Origin of the sequence: Streptomyces orinoci (assembly GCF_003121295.1) — a bacterium.
Lineage (GTDB): Bacteria > Actinomycetota > Actinomycetes > Streptomycetales > Streptomycetaceae > Streptomyces > Streptomyces orinoci.
The window spans coordinates 294,303-312,405 of the sequence record NZ_PHNC01000007.1 but is presented as its reverse complement, the minus strand read 5'-3'; the positions used below and the strand labels follow the sequence as shown (position 1 = coordinate 312,405).

The window sequence follows — 18,103 nt, the reverse complement described above, 5'->3', positions numbered from 1 at the left end:
GGAGAGTGGCGGCCCGGCCCTCCAGGGGCCGCCACCTCCACCGGTTCTACTGCGCGCCGGGGCGCACCAGGCCGCTCTCATAGGCGTAGACCGCCGCCTGCACCCGGTCCCGCAGGCCCAACTTGGTGAGCACATGGCCCACATGGGTCTTCACCGTGGTCTCGCTGACAAACAGATCCGCCGCGATCTCCGCGTTGGACAGCCCCCGGGCCACCAGCTTGAGCACCTCGACCTCACGGTCGGTCAGGGTGTGCAGGGTGTCCGGCAGCGGCTCCTCGCCGGAGGGGAGATGGCCGGCGTACTTGTCCAGCAGCCGCCGGGTGATGCTGGGCGCCAGCATCGCCTCGCCGCCCGCCACCACCCGGATCGCCTGCACCAGTTCATGCGCCGGAGCGTCCTTGAGCAGAAACCCGCTGGCCCCCGCCTTGAGCGCCTCCACCACATATTCGTCCAGGTCGAAGGTGGTCAGCACCAGCACCTTGGCCGGGCCGTTGCGCTCCGGGCCGGTGATCTGCCGGGTCGCCTCCACCCCGTCCATCCGGGGCATCCGGATGTCCATCAGCACCACATCCGGCTGCAGGGCGCGCACCTGGTCGAGCGCCTGCAGACCGTCCCCGGCCTCGCCGACCACCGCGAGATCCGGCTCCGCCTCGAGGATCATGCGGAAGCCGGTACGCAGCAGCGGCTGGTCATCGACCAGTAGGACGCGGATCGCCACAGGAACACTCCTTCGCTAGACCGGGTCCATTCTGCCCTGCGCGGGTTCGGCCCCGTCCACCGCCGGACGCTGGGCGGGCAGCGGCAGCGGATACGGCGGGGGAGTACCGCCGAACTCCGGGCAGTGCGCCTGGTGATCGCACCAGCCGCACAGCCTGGTCGGCCGGGGCCGCCAGTCCCCGGTCTCGGTGGCCAGCTCAATGGCCTCCCACAGCGCCCGCAGCTTGCGCTCCACCAGCCGCAGCTCCGCCTCGGCCGGGTCGTAGGTGATCACCTCGCCGCTGCCCAGGTACACCAGCTGGAGCCGGCGCGGCACCACCCCGCGCAGCCGCCAGACCACCAGGGCGTAGAACTTCATCTGGAACAGGGCCTCGGCCCGGTACTGCGGCGCCGGGGCCTTGCCCGTCTTGTAATCGACGATCCGCACCTCACCGGTGGGCGCCACATCCACCCGGTCCACAATGCCGCGCAGCAGCAGCCCGGAATCCAGCTCCGTCTCGACAAACAGCTCCCGCTCGGCGGGCTCCAGCCGGGTCGGGTCCTCCAGGGTGAACCACCGCTCGACCAGCCGCTCCGCCTCCGCCAGCCAGCGCGCCAGCAGCTCCTCGTCCAGCGCGCCGCCCTCGCCCGGGAACAACTCCGCCAGCTCCGGACGGGTGGCCAGCAGCCGCTCCCACTCACCCGGCAGCAGCGCCCGCGCCCGCTCCGGCGTGCGCTCCGCGGCGGGCGCGTCAAAGAGCCGCTCCAGCACCGCGTGCACCACCGTGCCCCGGGTCGCCGCGGCACTGGGCTTCTCCGGCAGCCGGTCGATCACCCGGAACCGGTACAGCAGCGGACACCGCATGAAATCGGCCGCCCGGGAGGGCGACAGCGAAGCGGGCCGGGCCGGAGCACGCCCCTGCGGGCCATCCTGTTCAGCGGTTTCCATGCCACGAACCCTACGGCCCGTGACCGACATCGTGCGGCATACCATCGACGGCACTGGCCCCCGCATTGCATGATCGAGGCAGACCACTGCGCACCGGGCGGGTGCGGGGCCGCATCCGACGAGGGGACACCGTGGACAAAAGCGGGCAGGGCCGTTCCGGCGGCGGGGGCGCCGGCGAGGACCGCAAACCGCAGCGCCCGCGCGAAACGGGGGGCGGCATCCTGATGGGCCGCCCCTTTGGGGTGCCGGTCTATGTGGCACCCAGCTGGTTCCTGGTCGCCGCGCTGATCACCTGGGTCTTCGGCGGCCAGCTGGACCGGGTGCTGCCCGAACTCGGCCGGGCCCGCTATCTGGTCTCCCTGTTCTTCGCGGTGGCCTTCTACGCCTCGGTGCTGGTGCATGAACTCGCCCACACCGTGGCCGCGTTGCGCTTCAAACTGCCGGTGCGCCGGATCCAGCTGCAGTTCTTCGGCGGCGTCTCGGAGATCGAGAAGGAGAGCGAGACCCCCGGCCGGGAGTTCGTCCTGGCCTTTGTGGGACCCCTGCTCTCCCTGGTGCTGGCCGGCCTGTTCTGGCTGGGCATGCAGGCCGTGGAGGCCGGCACCGTGCCCGGGGTGCTGCTGGCCGGGCTGATGGTCTCCAACCTGCTGGTCGCCGCCTTCAACCTGCTGCCCGGCCTGCCGCTGGACGGCGGGCGGATGCTGCGCGCGGTGGTCTGGAAGCTCAGCGGCCGGCCGATGACCGGCACGGTGGCCGCGGCCTGGGTGGGCCGGGCGCTGGCCGTGGCGGTGCTCATCGGGCTGCCCCTGCTCACCCGGGCCGACCGGGAGGAGAGCTTCGGCAGCGCCGACTCGGTCACCGACGCGCTGCTGGCCGCGATCCTGGCCGCCATCATCTGGACCGGGGCCGGGAACAGCCTGCGGATGGCCCGGCTGCGGGAGCGGCTGCCCGGGCTGCGGGCCCGTACCCTCACCCGGCGCGCGGTACCGGTGCCGGCCGCCACCCCGCTCTCCGAGGCACTGCGCCGGGCGAACGAGGCCGGGGCGCGGGCACTGGTGGTGGTGGACGGGCAGGGCACACCCACCGCGCTGGTACGGGAGGCGGCCATTGTGGCGGTGCCGGTGCACCGGCGGCCCTGGGTGCCGGTGGGATCCCTCGCCCAGGACATCACCGAGGGCATGCGCGTTCCCGCGGAGCTCTCGGGAGAGGAACTGCTGGAGGTCCTGCGGGCCACTCCCGCGTCCGAGTACCTGGTCGTCGAGGACACGGGCGAGGTGTACGGCGTCCTGTCCACCTCGGACGTGGAGCGCGCCTTCGTCGCCGCGATGGCCAGGACCCCGTCCTGACCCGGCCGCGGCTGCCGCCGCACTCACGCCGCCCCGGGCGGTGAGCGGGACCACACCCGTACAAGCCCGGCGCGGCGACCCGGTACGCTGGTCACATGTCCGAACCGACCGGTGCCGCCCGCCGTCGCGGGCCCTTCCAGGTCGGGGACCAGGTCCAGCTCACCGACCCCAAGGGACGCCACTACACCTTCACGCTCGAAGCCGGGAAGCAGTTCCACACCCACAAGGGTGCCTTCCCGCACGACGAGCTGATCGGTGCTCCCGAGGGCAGTGTTGTCCGTACCACGGGAAACGTCGCCTACCTCGCGCTGCGCCCCCTGCTCCCCGACTATGTCCTGTCCATGCCGCGCGGAGCCGCCGTGGTCTACCCCAAGGACGCGGGGCAGATCCTGGCGATGGCCGACATCTTCCCCGGCGCCCGCGTCGTGGAAGCCGGCGTCGGCTCCGGCTCCCTGAGCAGCTTCCTGCTGCGCGCCATCGGCGACCAGGGCATGCTGCACTCCTATGAGCGCCGGGCCGACTTCGCCGAGATCGCCCAGCAGAATGTGGAGCGCTACTTCGGCGGCCCGCACCCCGCCTGGAAGCTCACGGTCGGCGACCTCCAGGACAACCTGTCCGAGACCGATGTGGACCGCATCATCCTGGACATGCTGGCCCCCTGGGAGTGCCTGGAGGCCGTCCGCAAGGCGCTGGTCCCCGGCGGCATCCTGTGCTGCTATGTGGCCACCACCACCCAGCTGGCCCGGACCGTGGAGTCCATCCGGGAGATCGGCTGCTTCGCCGAGCCCTCCGCCTGGGAGACCATGGTCCGCACCTGGCATGTGGAGGGCCTGGCGGTACGCCCGGACCACCGCATGATCGGGCACACCGGCTTCCTGCTGACCGCCCGCCGCCTGGCCGACGGGGTGGAGCCCCCGCTGCGCCGCCGCCGCCCGGCCAAGGGCGCGTACGGCGAGGACTACACCGGGCCGGGCGGGCAGAGCGCTTCCTGACCCACCGCCGAGCAGCACCGAACCATGGGCGCCGTCGCCGAGCCGAACTCGGCGGCGGCGCCCGGGCGTTGGCCCAAGCCCGCCGTTCCCCGCCGTCAAGTGGTGTGCGACGATGCGGCCGTTCCCTGAAGCCACCGCCCTCACAGGAGCCAGCGCGCGTGCAGCCCCCGGCAGGACTCCCGCACACCCGAACCCGCCCCGTCCACTGGCTGGTCACCGCCCTGACCCTGGCCGCGGTGCTCACCGGCGCCGCGCTGCTCGGCCCCGGCGACGACACCGCCACCGCCTCCGCGCCCCCGGCGGCCGCGCCCGACGCCCGTACCGCGCACTATCCGCTCAACTGCGGCCCGGCGGGCCTGGATGTGGTCCATCAGGCCGTCGCCGATCTCGACGGAGACGGACGGCCGGAGACGGTCGCGGTGGTGCGCTGCGCCTCCGGCGGCGGTACCCCGCCCAGCGGTGTCTATGTGCTCTCCCCGGCCGCCGGACCGGGCGGGGCGCCCCGGCTGACCGCCACGCTGGTGGACCCCGCGCAGAAGATGAGCGTCACCGGCTTCTCGGTGCGCCAGGGCCTGATTTCGGCCACCTTGCTCGGCTACTCGGCGCCCAGCGTGCCGCGTTGCTGTCCCGACCTGCGGCGCTCGGTCCAATGGCGTTGGCAGGACGGCAAGTTCGCGCTGACCGCGGCGCCGGTCGCGGGGAGTGTCTAAGGGGTCACTCAGCGCTTCGCCCGGTGCCTCACTCGGCGTCCGGGCCGTAGACCTCGACCTTGTCCGATACGCGCCGTACGTGGATGCAGTCCCCCGGGCAGTCCTTGGCGGAGTCCCGGACATCGGTCAACAGGGCCAGCGGAACGGGGGTGGTGGCGCCCTTGTCCTGCAGCAACTCGTCGTCGGGGCTCTTCACATAGGCCAGACCGTCGATGTCCAGCTCGAAGACCTCCGGCGCGTACTGCGCACAGATGCCGTCCCCGGTGCACAGATCCTGGTCGATCCACACCTCGAGGGCTTCCTCGGCGACGGCTGCCGGGCCTTCGTTCTGCACGGTCATCTCGACTGCCGTTCCTCTCCCTGCGATGAACCAATTAGAGCCAGCACTGACGGGTGTTGACCGTCTTGACGATACAACCGCCCGCTTTCCGATGTTGATGGGTGGGTATTCCCCTCACGTGAGGACGTGCGCAAGGGTGAAGATCGGACACACTCCTACCGGGTTTGTGATCTAGGGGTTTCAACCTGCACCGGCCCAGGTAGGGTCAGGAAGCGTCCAGCTCCCCTTGGAGGAGGTGAGGACCGTGGCAGCCCACGACGACGACAACAACCGCGGCATCCGGCCGGGGCGGGGGTCCGACGACCCCGCGGGCCAGGTTGCCTATCTCGAGCAGGAGATCGCCGTCCTGCGGCGGAAGCTCGCCGACTCTCCGCGTCACACGAGGATTCTCGAAGAGCGGATCGTCGAGCTCCAGACCAACCTGGCCGGGGTGTCCGCTCAGAACGAGCGGCTCGCCAACACCCTGCGTGAGGCCCGCGATCAGATCGTGGCCCTCAAGGAAGAGGTTGACCGGCTCGCCCAGCCGCCCGCCGGCTTCGGTGTCTTCCTGCAGAACAACGAGGACGGCACGGTGGACATCTTCACCGGTGGCCGCAAGCTGCGGGTGAACGTCAGCCCCAGTGTGGACGCGGGCGAGCTCAGGCCCGGCCAGGAGGTCATGCTCAACGAAGCCCTCAATGTGGTCGAGGCCATGGCCTTCGAGCGCGCCGGGGACATCGTCACCCTCAAGGAGATCCTGGAGGGCGGCGAACGCGCCCTGGTGATCGGGCACACCGACGAGGAGCGGGTGGTCAGGCTCGCCGAGCCGCTGCTGGACACCACCATCCGCCCCGGCGACGCCCTGCTGCTGGAGCCCCGCTCCGGCTATGTCTACGAGGTGATCCCCAAGAGCGAGGTCGAGGAGCTCGTCCTCGAAGAGGTACCGGACATCGACTACACAAAGATCGGCGGCCTGGGCAACCAGATCGAGCTGATCCGCGACGCGGTCGAACTCCCCTACCTCTACCCCGACCTGTTTAAGGAGCACCAACTCCGGCCGCCCAAGGGTGTTCTGCTCTACGGCCCGCCCGGCTGCGGCAAGACGCTGATCGCCAAGGCGGTGGCCAACTCCCTTGCCAAGAAGGTCGCCGAGGTCACCGGCAAGCCCGCGGGGAAGAGCTTCTTCCTCAACATCAAGGGCCCCGAGCTGCTCAACAAGTACGTCGGCGAGACCGAGCGGCACATCCGGCTGATCTTCCAGCGCGCCCGGGAGAAGGCCAGCGAGGGCACGCCGGTGATCGTCTTCTTCGACGAGATGGACTCGCTGTTCCGCACCCGCGGCTCCGGGGTCAGCTCGGACGTGGAGAACACCATCGTCCCGCAGCTGCTCTCCGAGATCGACGGTGTGGAGGGGCTGGAGAACGTCATCGTCATCGGCGCCTCCAACCGCGAGGACATGATCGACCCCGCGATCCTGCGCCCCGGCCGCCTCGATGTGAAGATCAAGATCGAGCGTCCGGACGCCGAGGCCGCCAAGGACATCTTCTCCAAATACCTCACCGAGAACCTGCCGCTGCACGCCGACGACCTCGCCGAGCACGGCGGGGACGCCAGGGCCACCGTGGACGGCATGATCCAGTCGGTGGTGGAGCAGATGTACGCCGAGTCCGAGGAGAACCGCTTCCTCGAGGTCACCTATGCCAACGGTGACAAGGAAGTGCTCTACTTCAAGGACTTCAACTCCGGCGCCATGATCCAGAACATTGTGGACCGGGCCAAGAAGATGGCGATCAAGGCCTATCTCGACCACGACCAGAAGGGCCTGCGGGTCTCCCACCTGCTGGCGGCCTGCGTGGACGAGTTCAAGGAGAACGAGGACCTGCCCAACACCACCAACCCGGACGACTGGGCCCGTATCTCCGGAAAGAAGGGCGAGCGGATCGTCTTCATCCGCACCCTGGTCACCGGGAAGCAGGGCGCGGACACCGGGCGTTCCATCGACACGGTGGCCAATACCGGCCAGTACCTGTAACAGCCCCGTCCGGCTGCGGATGTCCCCGGACCACCCGCCCCTGGCGGGCCGGTCCGGGGACTCCGCGGCCGGACGTGTTTTACGCCTGGGAAGACGTTGAACACGTTGGTCCACGCCGAGCGGCACGAACCGGAGCAATGACTGTAATGATCTCCCCACCACCGCAAAGCCGTTCTAGGCTCTGCGGTACCGCCGCGAAGCGCAGTGGGGGATCGCGGACCGTACACGGATCGGATGCGCAGCGGTACTTGAGCGCCGAACCCACCAGGGGGCGCCGGGCAAGGAGGGCCGCATGACCGTACGGCGAGTAATGGGCATTGAGACGGAGTACGGGATCTCCGTCCCCGGTCACCCGAACGCCAATGCCATGCTCACCTCGTCCCAGATCGTCAACGCCTACGCGGCCGCGATGCAACGGGCACGCCGTGCCCGCTGGGACTTCGAGGAGGAGAATCCGCTGCGGGACGCCCGTGGCTTCGACCTCGCCCGTGAGGCCGCGGACGCCAGCCAGCTCACCGACGAGGACATCGGCCTGGCCAATGTCATCCTCACCAATGGCGCCCGGCTCTATGTGGACCACGCCCACCCCGAATACAGCTCCCCGGAGATCACCAATCCCCGGGACGCGGTCCTGTGGGACAAGGCGGGGGAGCGGATCATGGCGCAGGCCGCCGAGCGGGCCGCCCGGCTGCCCGGTGCCCAGCCGATCCACCTCTACAAGAACAACACCGACAACAAGGGCGCCAGCTACGGCACACATGAGAACTACCTGATGAAGCGGGACACCCCCTTCTCGGACATCGTGCGCCATCTGACGCCCTTCTTCGTCTCCCGCCAGGTGGTCACCGGCGCCGGCCGGGTGGGCATCGGCCAGGACGGCCGGGAGCACGGCTTCCAGATCAGCCAGCGGGCCGACTACTTCGAGGTGGAGGTCGGGCTGGAGACCACCCTCAAGCGGCCCATCATCAACACCCGGGACGAGCCGCACGCGGACGCCGAGAAGTACCGCCGGCTGCATGTGATCATCGGCGACGCCAATCTCTCCGAGATCTCCACCTACCTCAAGCTGGGCACCACCTCGCTGGTGCTGTCCATGATCGAGGACGGCTTCATCTCCGCCGACTTCGCCATCGACCAGCCGGTGCGCACCCTGCACCAGGTCAGCCATGACCCCACGCTGCGCCGGCTGATCACCCTGCGCAGCGGGCGCACGCTGACCGCGGTGCAGTTGCAGATGGAGTACTTCGAGCTGGCCCGCAAGCATGTGGAGGACCGGCTGGGCGCGGACGCCGACGAGCAGACCAAGGACGTCCTGGCCCGCTGGGAGGATGTGCTGACCCGGCTGGAGAGCGACCCGATGAGTCTGTCCGGCGAGCTGGACTGGGTGGCCAAGCGGGAGCTGCTGGAGGGCTACCGGCGCCGGGACGGCCTGGGCTGGGACGCGGCCCGGCTGCACCTGGTGGATCTCCAGTACGCCGATGTACGGCCGGACAAGGGCCTGTACAACCGCCTGGCGGCGCGCGGCCGGATCAAGCGGCTGCTGGACGAGAGCGAGGTGGAACGGGCCTGCACGGCGCCCCCGGAGGACACCAGGGCCTATTTCCGCGGCCGCTGCCTGGAGCAGTACGCGGACGATGTGGCCGCGGCCTCCTGGGACTCGGTGATCTTCGATCTGCCCGGCCGGGACTCCCTGCAGCGGGTGCCCACCCTGGAACCGCTGCGCGGCACCCGCAACCACGTCAAGGAGCTGCTGGACCGCTGCCGCACGGCGGAGGAGCTGGTACGGGTGCTGTCGGGCGGCTGAGCGGCGAGGGGCCGGGCGGCCGAGCGTCTGAGACAGAGGTGTTCCGGGAATCATCAGGGTGGTTCCCGGGCGTTGGAGCAAGTACGGAGCCGATGTCGGCCCCGGCTTGTAGGGTCAGGAAATGTACGTCCGATCTTGCACGTCGAACGAGCGGGGTGAGGGGTATGGCGACCAAGGACACCGGCGGCGGACAGCAGAAGGCCACGCGCTCGACGGAGGAGGTGGAGGAGCAGGCGCAGGACGCGCAGGCTTCGGAGGACCTCAAGGAGCGGCACGAGAAACTGTCGGACGACGTGGATTCGGTGCTGGATGAGATTGATGATGTCCTCGAGGAGAATGCGGAGGACTTCGTGAGGTCATTCGTTCAAAAGGGCGGCGAATAGGGCTCCGAATCGCGATTTCACCTTCGAATCGAAGGTCTGGGGGTTGGGTGAAGGGCGCGGAGACGAAGCGGTGCGCGGGTTGTGGCCAGGACAAACCGCGCACGTGCTTCGCGGTCAAGAGGTCGAACCCGGACGGCTTGCAGCGGCACTGTCGCGACTGCGTGGCTGAGTACCATCGCAAGCGTCAGGTACTGCTGGGCAAAAGGGTTCGCCCAAGGGTGGATGTGTCCGAAGGGCACAAGCACTGCCTGCGTTGCGGGGTAACCAGGCCGCACTCCGCGTGGCATCGCAACGCCTCCGCCTCCGATGGCTTGGCAACCGCTTGCAAGACATGCCGGGCCGACGCCGGCCGCTCGGGCCATCTCAGGCGCACCTACGGAATCACCCAAGCCGAGCGAGACGAGATGATCGCAGAGCAGGTAGGGGTCTGCCGTATCCGCCTGGTGGCCCCCGCAGCCCATGTGGATCATTGCCACGAGACAGGTAAGGTCCGTGGCGTACTGTGCTTCAACTGCAATTCGGCACTCGGCAAGTTGAACGACGATCCCGGCGCCTGCGCCGGGCCATCGCTTACCTGGAAGGAAACGTGTGGAAGCCAACCCTCGTAGCACCGGGCGTCTACCAGCTGCCTTCCTGACGCCGGGCTCGTCCTCCTTTATGGACTTCCTCGGCAGCCACGCGCCGGAGCTGCTGCCGGGCAACCGGCCGCTGCCGCCGGTCAAGGGAGCTCTGGAGATCCCGCATGGCACCACCATCGTCGCGGCCTCCTTCCCCGGCGGGGTGGTGCTGGCGGGCGACCGGCGGGCCACCATGGGCAATGTCATCGCCCAGCGCGATATCGAGAAGGTCTTCCCGGCCGATGAGTACTCGGCCGTGGGCATCGCCGGCACCGCCGGCCTCGCCGTGGAGATGGTCAAGCTCTTCCAGCTGGAACTGGAGCACTTCGAGAAGGTGGAGGGCGTCCCGCTCTCGCTGGAAGGCAAGGCCAACCGGCTGTCCACGATGATCCGCAGCAACCTGGGCATGGCGATGCAGGGCCTGGCCGTGGTCCCGCTGTTCGCCGGCTGGGATGCGGACCGGCAGAAGGGCCGGATCTTCTCCTATGACGTCACCGGCGGGCGCTCCGAGGAGCAGGGTTACGCGGCCACCGGCTCCGGTTCGCTCTTCGCCCGGGGGGCGCTGAAGAAGCTCTTCCGCGAGGACCTGACCGAGGAGCAGGCCACCACCCTGGTCGTCCAGGCGCTCTATGACGCCGCGGACGACGACTCGGCGACCGGCGGCCCGGATCTGGCGCGACGGATCTTCCCGATCGTCACCGTGATCACCGACGAGGGGTTCCGGCGGCTGACCGAGGACCAGTGCTCGGAGATCGTCCGGGCGATCCATGAGCGCCGGCTCCAGGAGCCGGACGGTCCGCGGGCCGCGCTGCTCTAGGGCTTCCGGGATGTATTCGCCACTGACAGAAAGGGACGGATAACCGGTGTCGACGCCGTTCTACGTCTCACCCCAGCAGGCCATGGCCGACCGCGCCGAGTACGCCCGCAAGGGCATCGCGCGTGGCCGCAGTGTCGTGGTCCTCCAGTACAACGACGGCGTGGTCTTCGTCGCCGAGAACCCGTCCCGCGCCCTGCACAAGGTCAGCGAGATCTATGACCGGATCGCCTTCGCGGCGGTCGGCAAGTACAACGAGTTCGAGAATCTGCGCATCGGCGGGGTGCGCTATGCGGACCTGCGCGGCTACACCTACGACCGGGGCGATGTCACCGCCCGCGGCCTGGCCAATGTCTATGCGCAGACCCTGGGCACCATCTTCTCCAGCGCGGGGGAGAAGCCCTATGAGGTCGAGCTGATCGTGGCCGAGGTCGGGGAGGGGCCGGAGGACGACCAGATCTACCGGCTGCCGCACGACGGCTCCATCGTGGACGAGCACGGCTCGGTGGCGGTGGGCGGCAACGCCGACCAGATCAGCAACTACCTCGGCCAGCGTCACCGGGACGGGATGACCCTCTCCGAGGCGCTCAAGCTGGCCGTGGAGTCGCTGGCCCGGGACACCAACGGCGGTGAGCGCACACTGACCGCCGAGCAGCTGGAGGTGGCCGTGCTGGACCGTACGCGGCCGCAACAGCGCAAGTTCAAGCGGCTGTTGGGCCGCCAGCTCCAGCGGCTGCTGGAGGACGGGCCGGGCGCGGACGCGGCCGTCGCCGAGGAGCCGGAGGAGGGCTCCGGCGCGGAGTAGCGCCTGCCGCTGCCTGCCCCGGGCCCTGAACCACGCGGCCCTACCGCGCGGTTCAGGGCCCGGGGCATTGCCGTGGCGTCAACTCGCCTGCGCGGGGCGGGCGGTGGAGCCGCGGGTTATCAGCTCCACCGGCAGGGCGGCGCCGGGCGCCGGGCGCTGGTCCAGTACGGCCATCAGGGTGCGCATACCCGCCTCGCCCACCGCCTCCGCGGGCAGCCGCACGGTGGTCAGCTCCGGGTCCACCGCGGTCGCCAGCGACAGATCGTCGAAGCCGGTCACCGAGACCTCGTCCGGTACCCGCAGGCCCAGCCGGCGGGCGGCCTTGCAGGCGCCCGCGGCCAGGATGTCGTCATCGCAGACCAGTGCGGTGGGCCGGGGCCCGGGGCCGGTCAGCGCCCGCTCGGCGGCGGCCCGCCCGGCCGCCACGGTCAGGGCGGCGGTCTCGGTGCCCGTCAGCTCGGCGCCGGGGGCCCGGCGCACCGCCTCGGCCAGCGCCTGGGCGCGTACCCGGAAGGTCCAGGAGTCCACATCGGCCGCGAGGTGGGCGATCCGGCGGTGGCCCAGGGCCAGCAGATGTCCGGTGACCTGCCGTATGCCGTCGGCGATGTCGAAGTTGACGGTGGCCGCCGCCTCGGCCCGGCCGGGGTCGCTGTCCAGCATCACCAGTGGCAGGTCGCCCTCGCGCAGCTCGGTCAGGGCGTCGGCCGCCATGGAGGAGGCGATGACCCCGTCCAGGGTGGCCCGGGCCGAGGGGAAGGGGTCCCGGGCCTGGCCGATGCCCTCCAGGGAGGGGTAGAGCAGCACGCCCACGCCATGCTCGCCGGCCACCCGGGCGGCGCCCGCGTAGACCCGGGCGAAGAACTCATTGGTGAGCGCGGGCACCACCAGCAGGGCGGTGCGGGTGCGGCCCAGCCGCAGGTCGCGGGCGGCGCGGTTGGGCCGGTAGCCCAGGGCGCGGGCGGCCGAGCGGACCGCCTCGGCGCGCCGCTCGGAAACCCGGCCGCGCCATTTCTCGCCCATCACCAGGGAGACGGTGGCCTGGGAGACTCCGGCCGCGCGGGCGACATCCCGGCTGGTGGCGCGGGCTGGGGCGGCCCGGGTGCCCCGGACGGTGGGCCAGCGTTCCCCGGCACGCTCGACTTCGGTCACGGCCCCTCCGCCCCTCTCACCTGCACACGGTTGGACCGTGAGCTTGCCGTCATGGTACGTATAACGTCGAAGGTTATACGTAAAACCGAGAGGAAAACGATGGCGGGCGGCGGCGGATACGTCGAAATGCTCAAGACGCGGCATGCGGCGCGACTGCTCACCGGCACCCTGGTGGGGCGGCTGCCCAATGCCACCGCCGCGCTGGCGATCGTCCTCTTCGTCCGCGCCGAGGGCGGCAGCCTCGGCCTGGCCAGCGCCCTCTCCGCGGTCTATGGCGTGGCCAACGCGGTGGGCCAGCCGCTGCTGGGCCGGGCCGTGGACCTCTATGGCCAGCCCCGGGTGATGCTGCCCTCGGCCACCCTGGCCGCGCTGGGCATGACCCTCTTCGCCGTCCTGGGCCTGGACCCGCTGCCGGCGGCCTATGCCGCCATGATCGTCTCCGGTTTCTTCACCCCGCCGCTGGAGGGCGGGCTGCGGGCCCTGTGGCCCTCGGTGCTCAAGGACGAGGGGCGCATCCACGCCGCCTACTCCCTGGACGCCATCGCCCAGGAAGTGATGTACGTGGTCGGGCCGCTGATCATCACCGGCCTGGTGGGCCTGTGGTCCCCGGCCGCCGCGCTGGGCGTCATCAGCCTGCTGGGGGTGCTGGGCGCGCTGGCCGTGGTCACCACCCCGCCCTCCCGGCAGTGGCGCAGCGAGCCGCGCGAGGCCCACTGGCTGGGCGCGCTGCGCTCGCCGGGACTGCTGGTGCTGCTGGGCGCCTTCTTCTGCATAGGCTGCGCGCTGGGCTCCATCGCCCTGGCCGCGGTGGCCTACGGCGGGGAGCACGGCGGTGACGCGGTGGCCGGCTATCTGCTCTCCGCGCTGGGCGTGGGCGCCCTGATCGGCGGCAGCGTCTACGGCGCCCGCCAGTGGGCCGGCAGCCCCGAGCAGCGGCTGCGGGTGCTGGTCGCCGGGCTGGCCCTGGGTTACCTTCCGCTGCTGCTGGTGCCCGGCGCGCTGTGGATGACGGTGCTGGCCGGGGTCGCCGGTGTGTTCCTGGCGCCCTCGCTGGCCTGTGCCTTTGTGGTGGTGGACCGGCATGCGCTGCGCGGCACCGTCACCGAGGCCTTCTCCTGGCTGGTGACCTCCTTCGGTGTGGGCGCCTCCATCGGCACCGCCCTCGCCGGCCCGGCCGTCGAACAGGGCGGTGTCCCGGCCGGGTTCGGGGTCGCGGTGGGCGGCGGTGCCGCGGCGCTGCTGGTGCTGGTCCTGGGCCGGCGCGTGCTGACCGCTCCCGCGACCCGCTCGGAGGTCGTGGCGCGCTCGGAAAACGATCGGAACGCTGCCGTCGAACCCGGTTTCAGCTCAGGGCATCAGGCGTAGTGTTCAGGCATGGACCGCCGCATTTTCGGGCTGGAGAACGAGTACGGCGTCACATGCACCTTCAGGGGACAGCGCCGGCTGTCCCCTGACGAAGTGGCGCGCTACCTCTTCCGCCGAGTCGTTTCCTGGGGGCGCAGCAGCAATGTCTTCCTGCGCAACGGCGCCCGGCTCTACCTCGATGTGGGCTCGCACCCGGAATACGCAACTCCGGAGTGCGACAACGTGATCGAGCTGGTCACCCATGACAAGGCGGGGGAGCGCATTCTCGAGGGCCTGCTCGTCGATGCCGAACGCCGCCTGCACGAGGAGGGGATCGCGGGCGACGTCTATCTGTTCAAGAACAACACCGATTCGGCCGGGAACTCCTACGGCTGCCATGAGAACTATCTGGTGGCCAGACATGGGGAGTTCTCCCGGCTGGCGGACATCCTCATTCCCTTCCTGGTCACCCGGCAGCTGCTGTGCGGGGCGGGCAAGGTGCTGCAGACCCCGCGCGGCGCCGTCTACTGCGTCAGCCAGCGCGCCGAGCACATCTGGGAGGGCGTCAGCTCGGCGACCACCCGCTCGCGTCCGATCATCAACACCCGGGACGAGCCGCACGCGGATGCCGAGCGCTACCGGCGGCTGCATGTGATCGTCGGTGACTCCAATATGTCCGAGACCACCACCCTGCTCAAGGTGGGCTCCACCGACCTGGTGCTGCGCATGATCGAAGCCGGCACCGTGATGCGGGACCTGACCCTGGAGAACCCCATCCGCGCCATCCGCGAGGTCAGCCATGACATAACGGGCCGGCGCAAGGTGCGGCTGGCCAGCGGGCGGGAGGCCTCCGCGCTGGAGATCCAGCAGGAGTACTACGAGAAGGCCGTGGACTTCTGCGAGCGCCGCGGCATCCGCACCGGCACCGTGGAGCGGGTGCTGGAGCTGTGGGGGCGCTCCCTGGAGGCGGTGCGGGAGGAGGACCTGGACCGTATTGCCACCGAGATCGACTGGGTGATGAAGTATCAGCTCATCGAGCGCTACCGGGCGAAGAACAACATCACCATGTCGCACCCCCGGGTGGCCCAGATAGACCTGGCCTACCATGACATCCACCGCCGCCGCGGCCTGTACTACCTGCTGGAACGGCGCGGCCAGGCGGCCCGGGTGTGCAATGACCTGAAGATCTTCGAGGGCAAGTCGGTGCCGCCGCAGACCACCCGGGCCCGGCTGCGCGGGGATTTCATCCGGCGGGCCCAGGAACAGCGGCGGGACTTCACCGTCGACTGGGTGCATCTCAAGCTCAACGACCAGGCGCAGCGCACCGTTTTGTGCAAGGACCCCTTCCGGTCGGTTGACGACCGGGTGGAAAAGCTGATCGCCGGAATGTGACGGGGTGTGCGCCGGGTTCGTCGGATCCGGCGTATCTCCGTGTCGAACGCGGCAATCCGGAGCGACTCAGGTCATAGAGTGGCGGCCACTGTTCAGCCACCCCCTAGCCCGAGTTGGACCGATGCTGCGATTCTCCGGGGTGCATATCCCCCGTCTTCCTTCCTGTCCGAAGAATCCGAATCCGCGGAATGCCCGGCGGATTCGCCGGCGGGTCACCGCGCTGGCCGTCCCGCTGCTGCTGTTCACCGCCGCGGCCTGTGGCTCCGACGAGGGGTCCGGAAAGGTCACCGTGGAGGGCAAGTTCGGCGAGAAGCCGGTGATCTCCTCCTCCAAGGGCGCCAAGGCCAAGGACAGTCTGACGGTGTCGGTGGTGTCCCAGGGCAATGGGCCCAGGGTGGCCAAGGGCGCCTTCGTCCGGGCCGACTATGCCGCCGAGACGCTCAAGGACGGCAAGACCTTCGACGGTTCCTGGGCGCAGCAGTCCCAGGTGGGCAATGGGGTGCGCCGCCAGGCGGTGCAGCAGCTGGGGCTGCCGGCCGGCCAGCTGGTGCCGCCCAAGGTGATCGACGCGCTGCAGGGGCAGCGGGTGGGCTCCCGGGTACGGGTCGAGGGCACGGTGAAGTCGATGCTCGGCGACCAGGCCGGGCAGAGCCAGCTGAACCCCGAGGACGGTCTGCTGTGGGTCCTGGATGTGGTCGGGGCCCAGCAGGTGGACCCCAAGGCGGAGGCTTCCGGGCAGCCGCAGCCGCCCCAGGCGGGTCTGCCGCAGGTCATGGTGGAGTCCCACAAGCCCGCGGAGATCACCATTCCCAAGGGGGAGAAGCCGCCGGCCGATCTGAAGCAGCAGCTGCTGATCAAGGGCAGCGGCCCCGAGGTCAAGACCGGGGACGGGCTGATCGCCCAGTACACCGGGGTCAAGTGGGACGACGGCAAGAAGTTCGACTCCACCTGGGACCACTCCCCGCCCGGCGCCACCGCCTTCCAGATCGGGGTGGGCGCGGTGATCCCCGGCTGGGACAAGGGGCTGGTCGGCAAGCATGTGGGGGACCGGGTGGAGCTGGTGATCCCGGCCAATCTGGCCTATGGCGACAACCCCCCGCAGACCAGCGGCATCCCCAAGGGAGCCACCCTGGTCTTTGTGGTGGACATCGTGGGCAAGGTCTGACCGGTCATCTGCGAAACTTGCACGGTTATCCGCAGCACCCGTTCCTAGGAGCACTTAGGTGAACATCGAGAAGCCGGAGATCGACTTCCCGGAGGGTCCGGTTCCGACCGACCTGGAGATCGTCGAGATCTGGGAGGGCGACGGCCCGGTCGCCAAGGCCGGAGACTTCGTCAAGGTCCACTACGTGGGCGTGGCCTTCTCCACCGGCGAGGAGTTCGACGCCAGCTGGAACCGGGGCCGTCCGCTGGAGTTCAAGCTGGGCGCCGGCCAGGTCATCGAGGGCTGGGACCGCGGCATCCAGGGCATGAAGGTCGGCGGCCGGCGCAAGCTGACCATCCCGGCCCACCTCGCCTACGGCGACCGGGGCGCGGGCAACGCCATCGCCCCCGGCGAGACGCTGATCTTCGTCTGTGACCTGATGGGCGTCTGAGGTCCGTACCCCTTCCGGGGTCCGCATCCCGGAGCCGAGGGCCCGCGCAGTTGCGCGGGCCCTCGGCTTTTGCCGTGCGCGCTGCGGACGGTACGGTCATCGGTTGAAACAACACCAGGACGGGGCGAGAGGGCGTCGATGGCGATTGCCAAGGCCGAGCGGCTGATGAATCTGGCGCTGTGCCTGCTGGGGACGCGCCGTCCGCTGAGCAAGCGGGAGCTGCGCGGCTCCATCGAGGCATACATCGAGGCCTTCGGGCCGGGAAGCGGCGCGGCGTTCGGCTCGGTCAATGGGTCCGGCGTGACCACTCAGGGCAGCGACGACGCCTTCAACCGCATGTTCGAGCGGGACAAGGAAGACCTCCGCGAACTCGGCCTGATCATCGAGACCGTGGAGGGTGTGGACGGCGAGACCGGCTACCTCGCCCGCCGCGACAGCAACCGGCTGCCCCCCATCACCCTGGATGTGGCGGAGGCCGCCGCCCTGGGGCTGGCCGCCAAGGTCTGGCAGCAGGCCCGGCTGGCCGCCGCCGCCAACGGGGCGCTGCAGAAGCTGGCCGCCGCCGGAATGCCGCCGGCCGAGGACCCGTACGGGACCCAGAGCGCCCTGGAGCCCCGTATCCCGGTGCACGAGGCCGCCTTCGAGCCGCTGATGCTGGCCGCCCGTGACCGCCGCCCGGTGGTCTTCGAGTACCGCAAGGCCAACGCCGCCCGCCCGGAACAGCGCCAGGTCGAGCCCTGGACCCTGGAGTGCTGGCGCGGCCACTGGTATCTGGCCGGCTGGGACCGCGACCGGCAGGCCGAGCGGGTCTTCCGCCTCTCCCGGATCACCGGCAAGGTCCGCTCCCGCTCGCTGCCCTTCACCGCCCCGGTCCCCGACCATGTCACGGTGCGCGAGACGGTGGAGAGCTGGGCGGGCGAGACCGCCACCGGCACCGCCCGCATCAAGGTACGGGCCGGCCACGGCTATCCGCTGCGCGCCCGCGCGCTGAAGGTGCGCGAGCTGGGCGAGGGCTGGGACGAACTGGAAATCCCCTACGGCCATGGGCTGGACGCCTGGCTGGTGGAGTTCGGCCCGGATGTGGTGGTGCTGGAACCGGCCGAACTGCGCGCCGAGGTCGTCGAGCGGCTGCGTGCCGTGGCCAAGGGCTGAGCAG

The 18,103-nt window shown here is 70.1% G+C and carries 18 protein-coding genes; 14 read left to right on the top strand and 4 right to left on the bottom strand.

Translation table 11 applies throughout. The annotated features are described in order from the left end of the window. Positions 1–46: 46 nt before the first annotated feature. Both CV755_RS05375 and CV755_RS05370 read right to left on the bottom strand, forming a co-directional pair. Entirely contained in the window at positions 47–718 is a 672-nt protein-coding gene (locus CV755_RS05375) for a response regulator (protein WP_109278971.1), read from the bottom strand. A 15-nt stretch (positions 719–733) separates the two neighbouring features. Beyond that, positions 734–1,645: a RecB family exonuclease gene (locus CV755_RS05370; protein ID WP_241560979.1), complete on the bottom strand. Its 912-nt coding sequence runs from the start codon at positions 1,643–1,645 to the stop codon at positions 734–736. Between the two features lie 131 nt (positions 1,646–1,776). Here CV755_RS05370 and CV755_RS05365 point away from each other — a divergent pair, with 131 nt between their 5' ends. The 3 genes from CV755_RS05365 (at position 1,777) to CV755_RS05355 (ending at position 4,693) form a co-directional block, all read left to right on the top strand. Then, the gene (locus CV755_RS05365; protein ID WP_241560978.1) at positions 1,777–2,991 is read left to right on the top strand and encodes a site-2 protease family protein; all 1,215 of its coding nucleotides are present in this window, start codon (positions 1,777–1,779) and stop codon (positions 2,989–2,991) included. Positions 2,992–3,086: 95 nt separating this feature from the next. Continuing rightward, on the top strand, positions 3,087–3,983 hold the full coding sequence (locus tag CV755_RS05360) for a tRNA (adenine-N1)-methyltransferase (protein ID WP_109278969.1): 897 nt from the start codon (positions 3,087–3,089) through the stop codon (positions 3,981–3,983). Positions 3,984–4,141: 158 nt separating this feature from the next. Beyond that, positions 4,142–4,693: a hypothetical protein gene (locus CV755_RS05355; protein WP_109278968.1), complete on the top strand. Its 552-nt coding sequence runs from the start codon at positions 4,142–4,144 to the stop codon at positions 4,691–4,693. Between the two features lie 28 nt (positions 4,694–4,721). On the opposite strand, the gene CV755_RS05350 is transcribed toward CV755_RS05355, so the two are convergent. After that, entirely contained in the window at positions 4,722–5,033 is a 312-nt protein-coding gene (locus CV755_RS05350; protein WP_109278967.1) for a ferredoxin, read from the bottom strand. A gap of 244 nt (positions 5,034–5,277) precedes the next feature. On the opposite strand from CV755_RS05350, the gene arc reads away from it, so the two are divergent. The 6 genes from arc (at position 5,278) to prcA (ending at position 11,467) form a co-directional block, all read left to right on the top strand. Further along, positions 5,278–7,044 carry a proteasome ATPase gene (arc, locus tag CV755_RS05340; RefSeq protein ID WP_109278966.1) on the top strand — a complete coding sequence of 589 codons (1,767 nt, stop codon included), beginning with the start codon at positions 5,278–5,280 and terminating at the stop codon, positions 7,042–7,044. 292 nt (positions 7,045–7,336) lie between these two features. After that, the gene (gene dop / locus CV755_RS05335) at positions 7,337–8,848 is read left to right on the top strand and encodes a depupylase/deamidase Dop (RefSeq protein WP_193553352.1); all 1,512 of its coding nucleotides are present in this window, start codon (positions 7,337–7,339) and stop codon (positions 8,846–8,848) included. Between the two features lie 164 nt (positions 8,849–9,012). After that, positions 9,013–9,231, top strand: coding sequence for a ubiquitin-like protein Pup (locus tag CV755_RS05330; protein ID WP_020939002.1), 219 nt, complete (start codon positions 9,013–9,015; stop codon positions 9,229–9,231). 404 nt (positions 9,232–9,635) lie between these two features. Continuing rightward, entirely contained in the window at positions 9,636–9,839 is a 204-nt protein-coding gene (locus CV755_RS36880; protein WP_338323617.1) for an endonuclease domain-containing protein, read from the top strand. Next, on the top strand, positions 9,820–10,665 hold the full coding sequence (gene prcB / locus CV755_RS05320; RefSeq protein ID WP_109278964.1) for a proteasome subunit beta: 846 nt from the start codon (positions 9,820–9,822) through the stop codon (positions 10,663–10,665). The genes CV755_RS36880 and prcB overlap by 20 nt, the downstream gene beginning before the upstream one ends. A 46-nt stretch (positions 10,666–10,711) precedes the next feature. Then, positions 10,712–11,467, top strand: coding sequence for a proteasome subunit alpha (gene prcA, locus CV755_RS05315; RefSeq protein ID WP_109278963.1), 756 nt, complete (start codon positions 10,712–10,714; stop codon positions 11,465–11,467). A 78-nt stretch (positions 11,468–11,545) separates the two neighbouring features. Here the strand turns inward: prcA and CV755_RS05310 are convergent, their stop codons facing one another. Next, a complete protein-coding gene (locus tag CV755_RS05310; RefSeq protein ID WP_109278962.1) occupies positions 11,546–12,616 on the bottom strand; it encodes a LacI family DNA-binding transcriptional regulator in 1,071 nt (356 codons plus the stop codon). Between the two features lie 99 nt (positions 12,617–12,715). On the opposite strand from CV755_RS05310, the gene CV755_RS05305 reads away from it, so the two are divergent. The 5 genes from CV755_RS05305 (at position 12,716) to CV755_RS05285 (ending at position 18,099) form a co-directional block, all read left to right on the top strand. Further along, positions 12,716–13,981, top strand: coding sequence for an MFS transporter (locus CV755_RS05305; RefSeq protein WP_109278961.1), 1,266 nt, complete (start codon positions 12,716–12,718; stop codon positions 13,979–13,981). A 9-nt stretch (positions 13,982–13,990) separates the two neighbouring features. Next, positions 13,991–15,352 carry a Pup--protein ligase gene (gene pafA, locus CV755_RS05300; protein ID WP_109278960.1) on the top strand — a complete coding sequence of 454 codons (1,362 nt, stop codon included), beginning with the start codon at positions 13,991–13,993 and terminating at the stop codon, positions 15,350–15,352. 121 nt (positions 15,353–15,473) lie between these two features. Next, on the top strand, positions 15,474–16,517 hold the full coding sequence (locus CV755_RS05295) for an FKBP-type peptidyl-prolyl cis-trans isomerase (protein ID WP_109278959.1): 1,044 nt from the start codon (positions 15,474–15,476) through the stop codon (positions 16,515–16,517). A gap of 58 nt (positions 16,518–16,575) precedes the next feature. After that, positions 16,576–16,947 carry an FKBP-type peptidyl-prolyl cis-trans isomerase gene (locus CV755_RS05290; RefSeq protein ID WP_109278958.1) on the top strand — a complete coding sequence of 124 codons (372 nt, stop codon included), beginning with the start codon at positions 16,576–16,578 and terminating at the stop codon, positions 16,945–16,947. A 138-nt stretch (positions 16,948–17,085) separates the two neighbouring features. Then, positions 17,086–18,099: a helix-turn-helix transcriptional regulator gene (locus tag CV755_RS05285; RefSeq protein WP_109278957.1), complete on the top strand. Its 1,014-nt coding sequence runs from the start codon at positions 17,086–17,088 to the stop codon at positions 18,097–18,099. Positions 18,100–18,103 lie beyond the last annotated feature (4 nt).

Excerpts from the sequence above, each read along its gene's own strand:
- CV755_RS05305 (WP_109278961.1), top strand. The coding sequence starts at position 12,716 with ATGGCGGGCGGCGGCGGATACGTCGAAATGCTCAAGACGCGGCATGCG.
- pafA (WP_109278960.1), top strand. The coding sequence starts at position 13,991 with ATGGACCGCCGCATTTTCGGGCTGGAGAACGAGTACGGCGTCACATGC.
- CV755_RS05295 (WP_109278959.1), top strand. The coding sequence starts at position 15,474 with ATGCTGCGATTCTCCGGGGTGCATATCCCCCGTCTTCCTTCCTGTCCG.
- CV755_RS05285 (WP_109278957.1), top strand. The coding sequence starts at position 17,086 with ATGGCGATTGCCAAGGCCGAGCGGCTGATGAATCTGGCGCTGTGCCTG.
- CV755_RS36880 (WP_338323617.1), top strand. The coding sequence starts at position 9,636 with ATGATCGCAGAGCAGGTAGGGGTCTGCCGTATCCGCCTGGTGGCCCCC.
- CV755_RS05350 (WP_109278967.1), bottom strand. The coding sequence starts at position 5,033 with ATGACCGTGCAGAACGAAGGCCCGGCAGCCGTCGCCGAGGAAGCCCTC.
- CV755_RS05370 (WP_241560979.1), bottom strand. The coding sequence starts at position 1,645 with ATGGAAACCGCTGAACAGGATGGCCCGCAGGGGCGTGCTCCGGCCCGG.
- dop (WP_193553352.1), top strand. The coding sequence starts at position 7,337 with ATGACCGTACGGCGAGTAATGGGCATTGAGACGGAGTACGGGATCTCC.
- CV755_RS05360 (WP_109278969.1), top strand. The coding sequence starts at position 3,087 with ATGTCCGAACCGACCGGTGCCGCCCGCCGTCGCGGGCCCTTCCAGGTC.
- CV755_RS05330 (WP_020939002.1), top strand. The coding sequence starts at position 9,013 with ATGGCGACCAAGGACACCGGCGGCGGACAGCAGAAGGCCACGCGCTCG.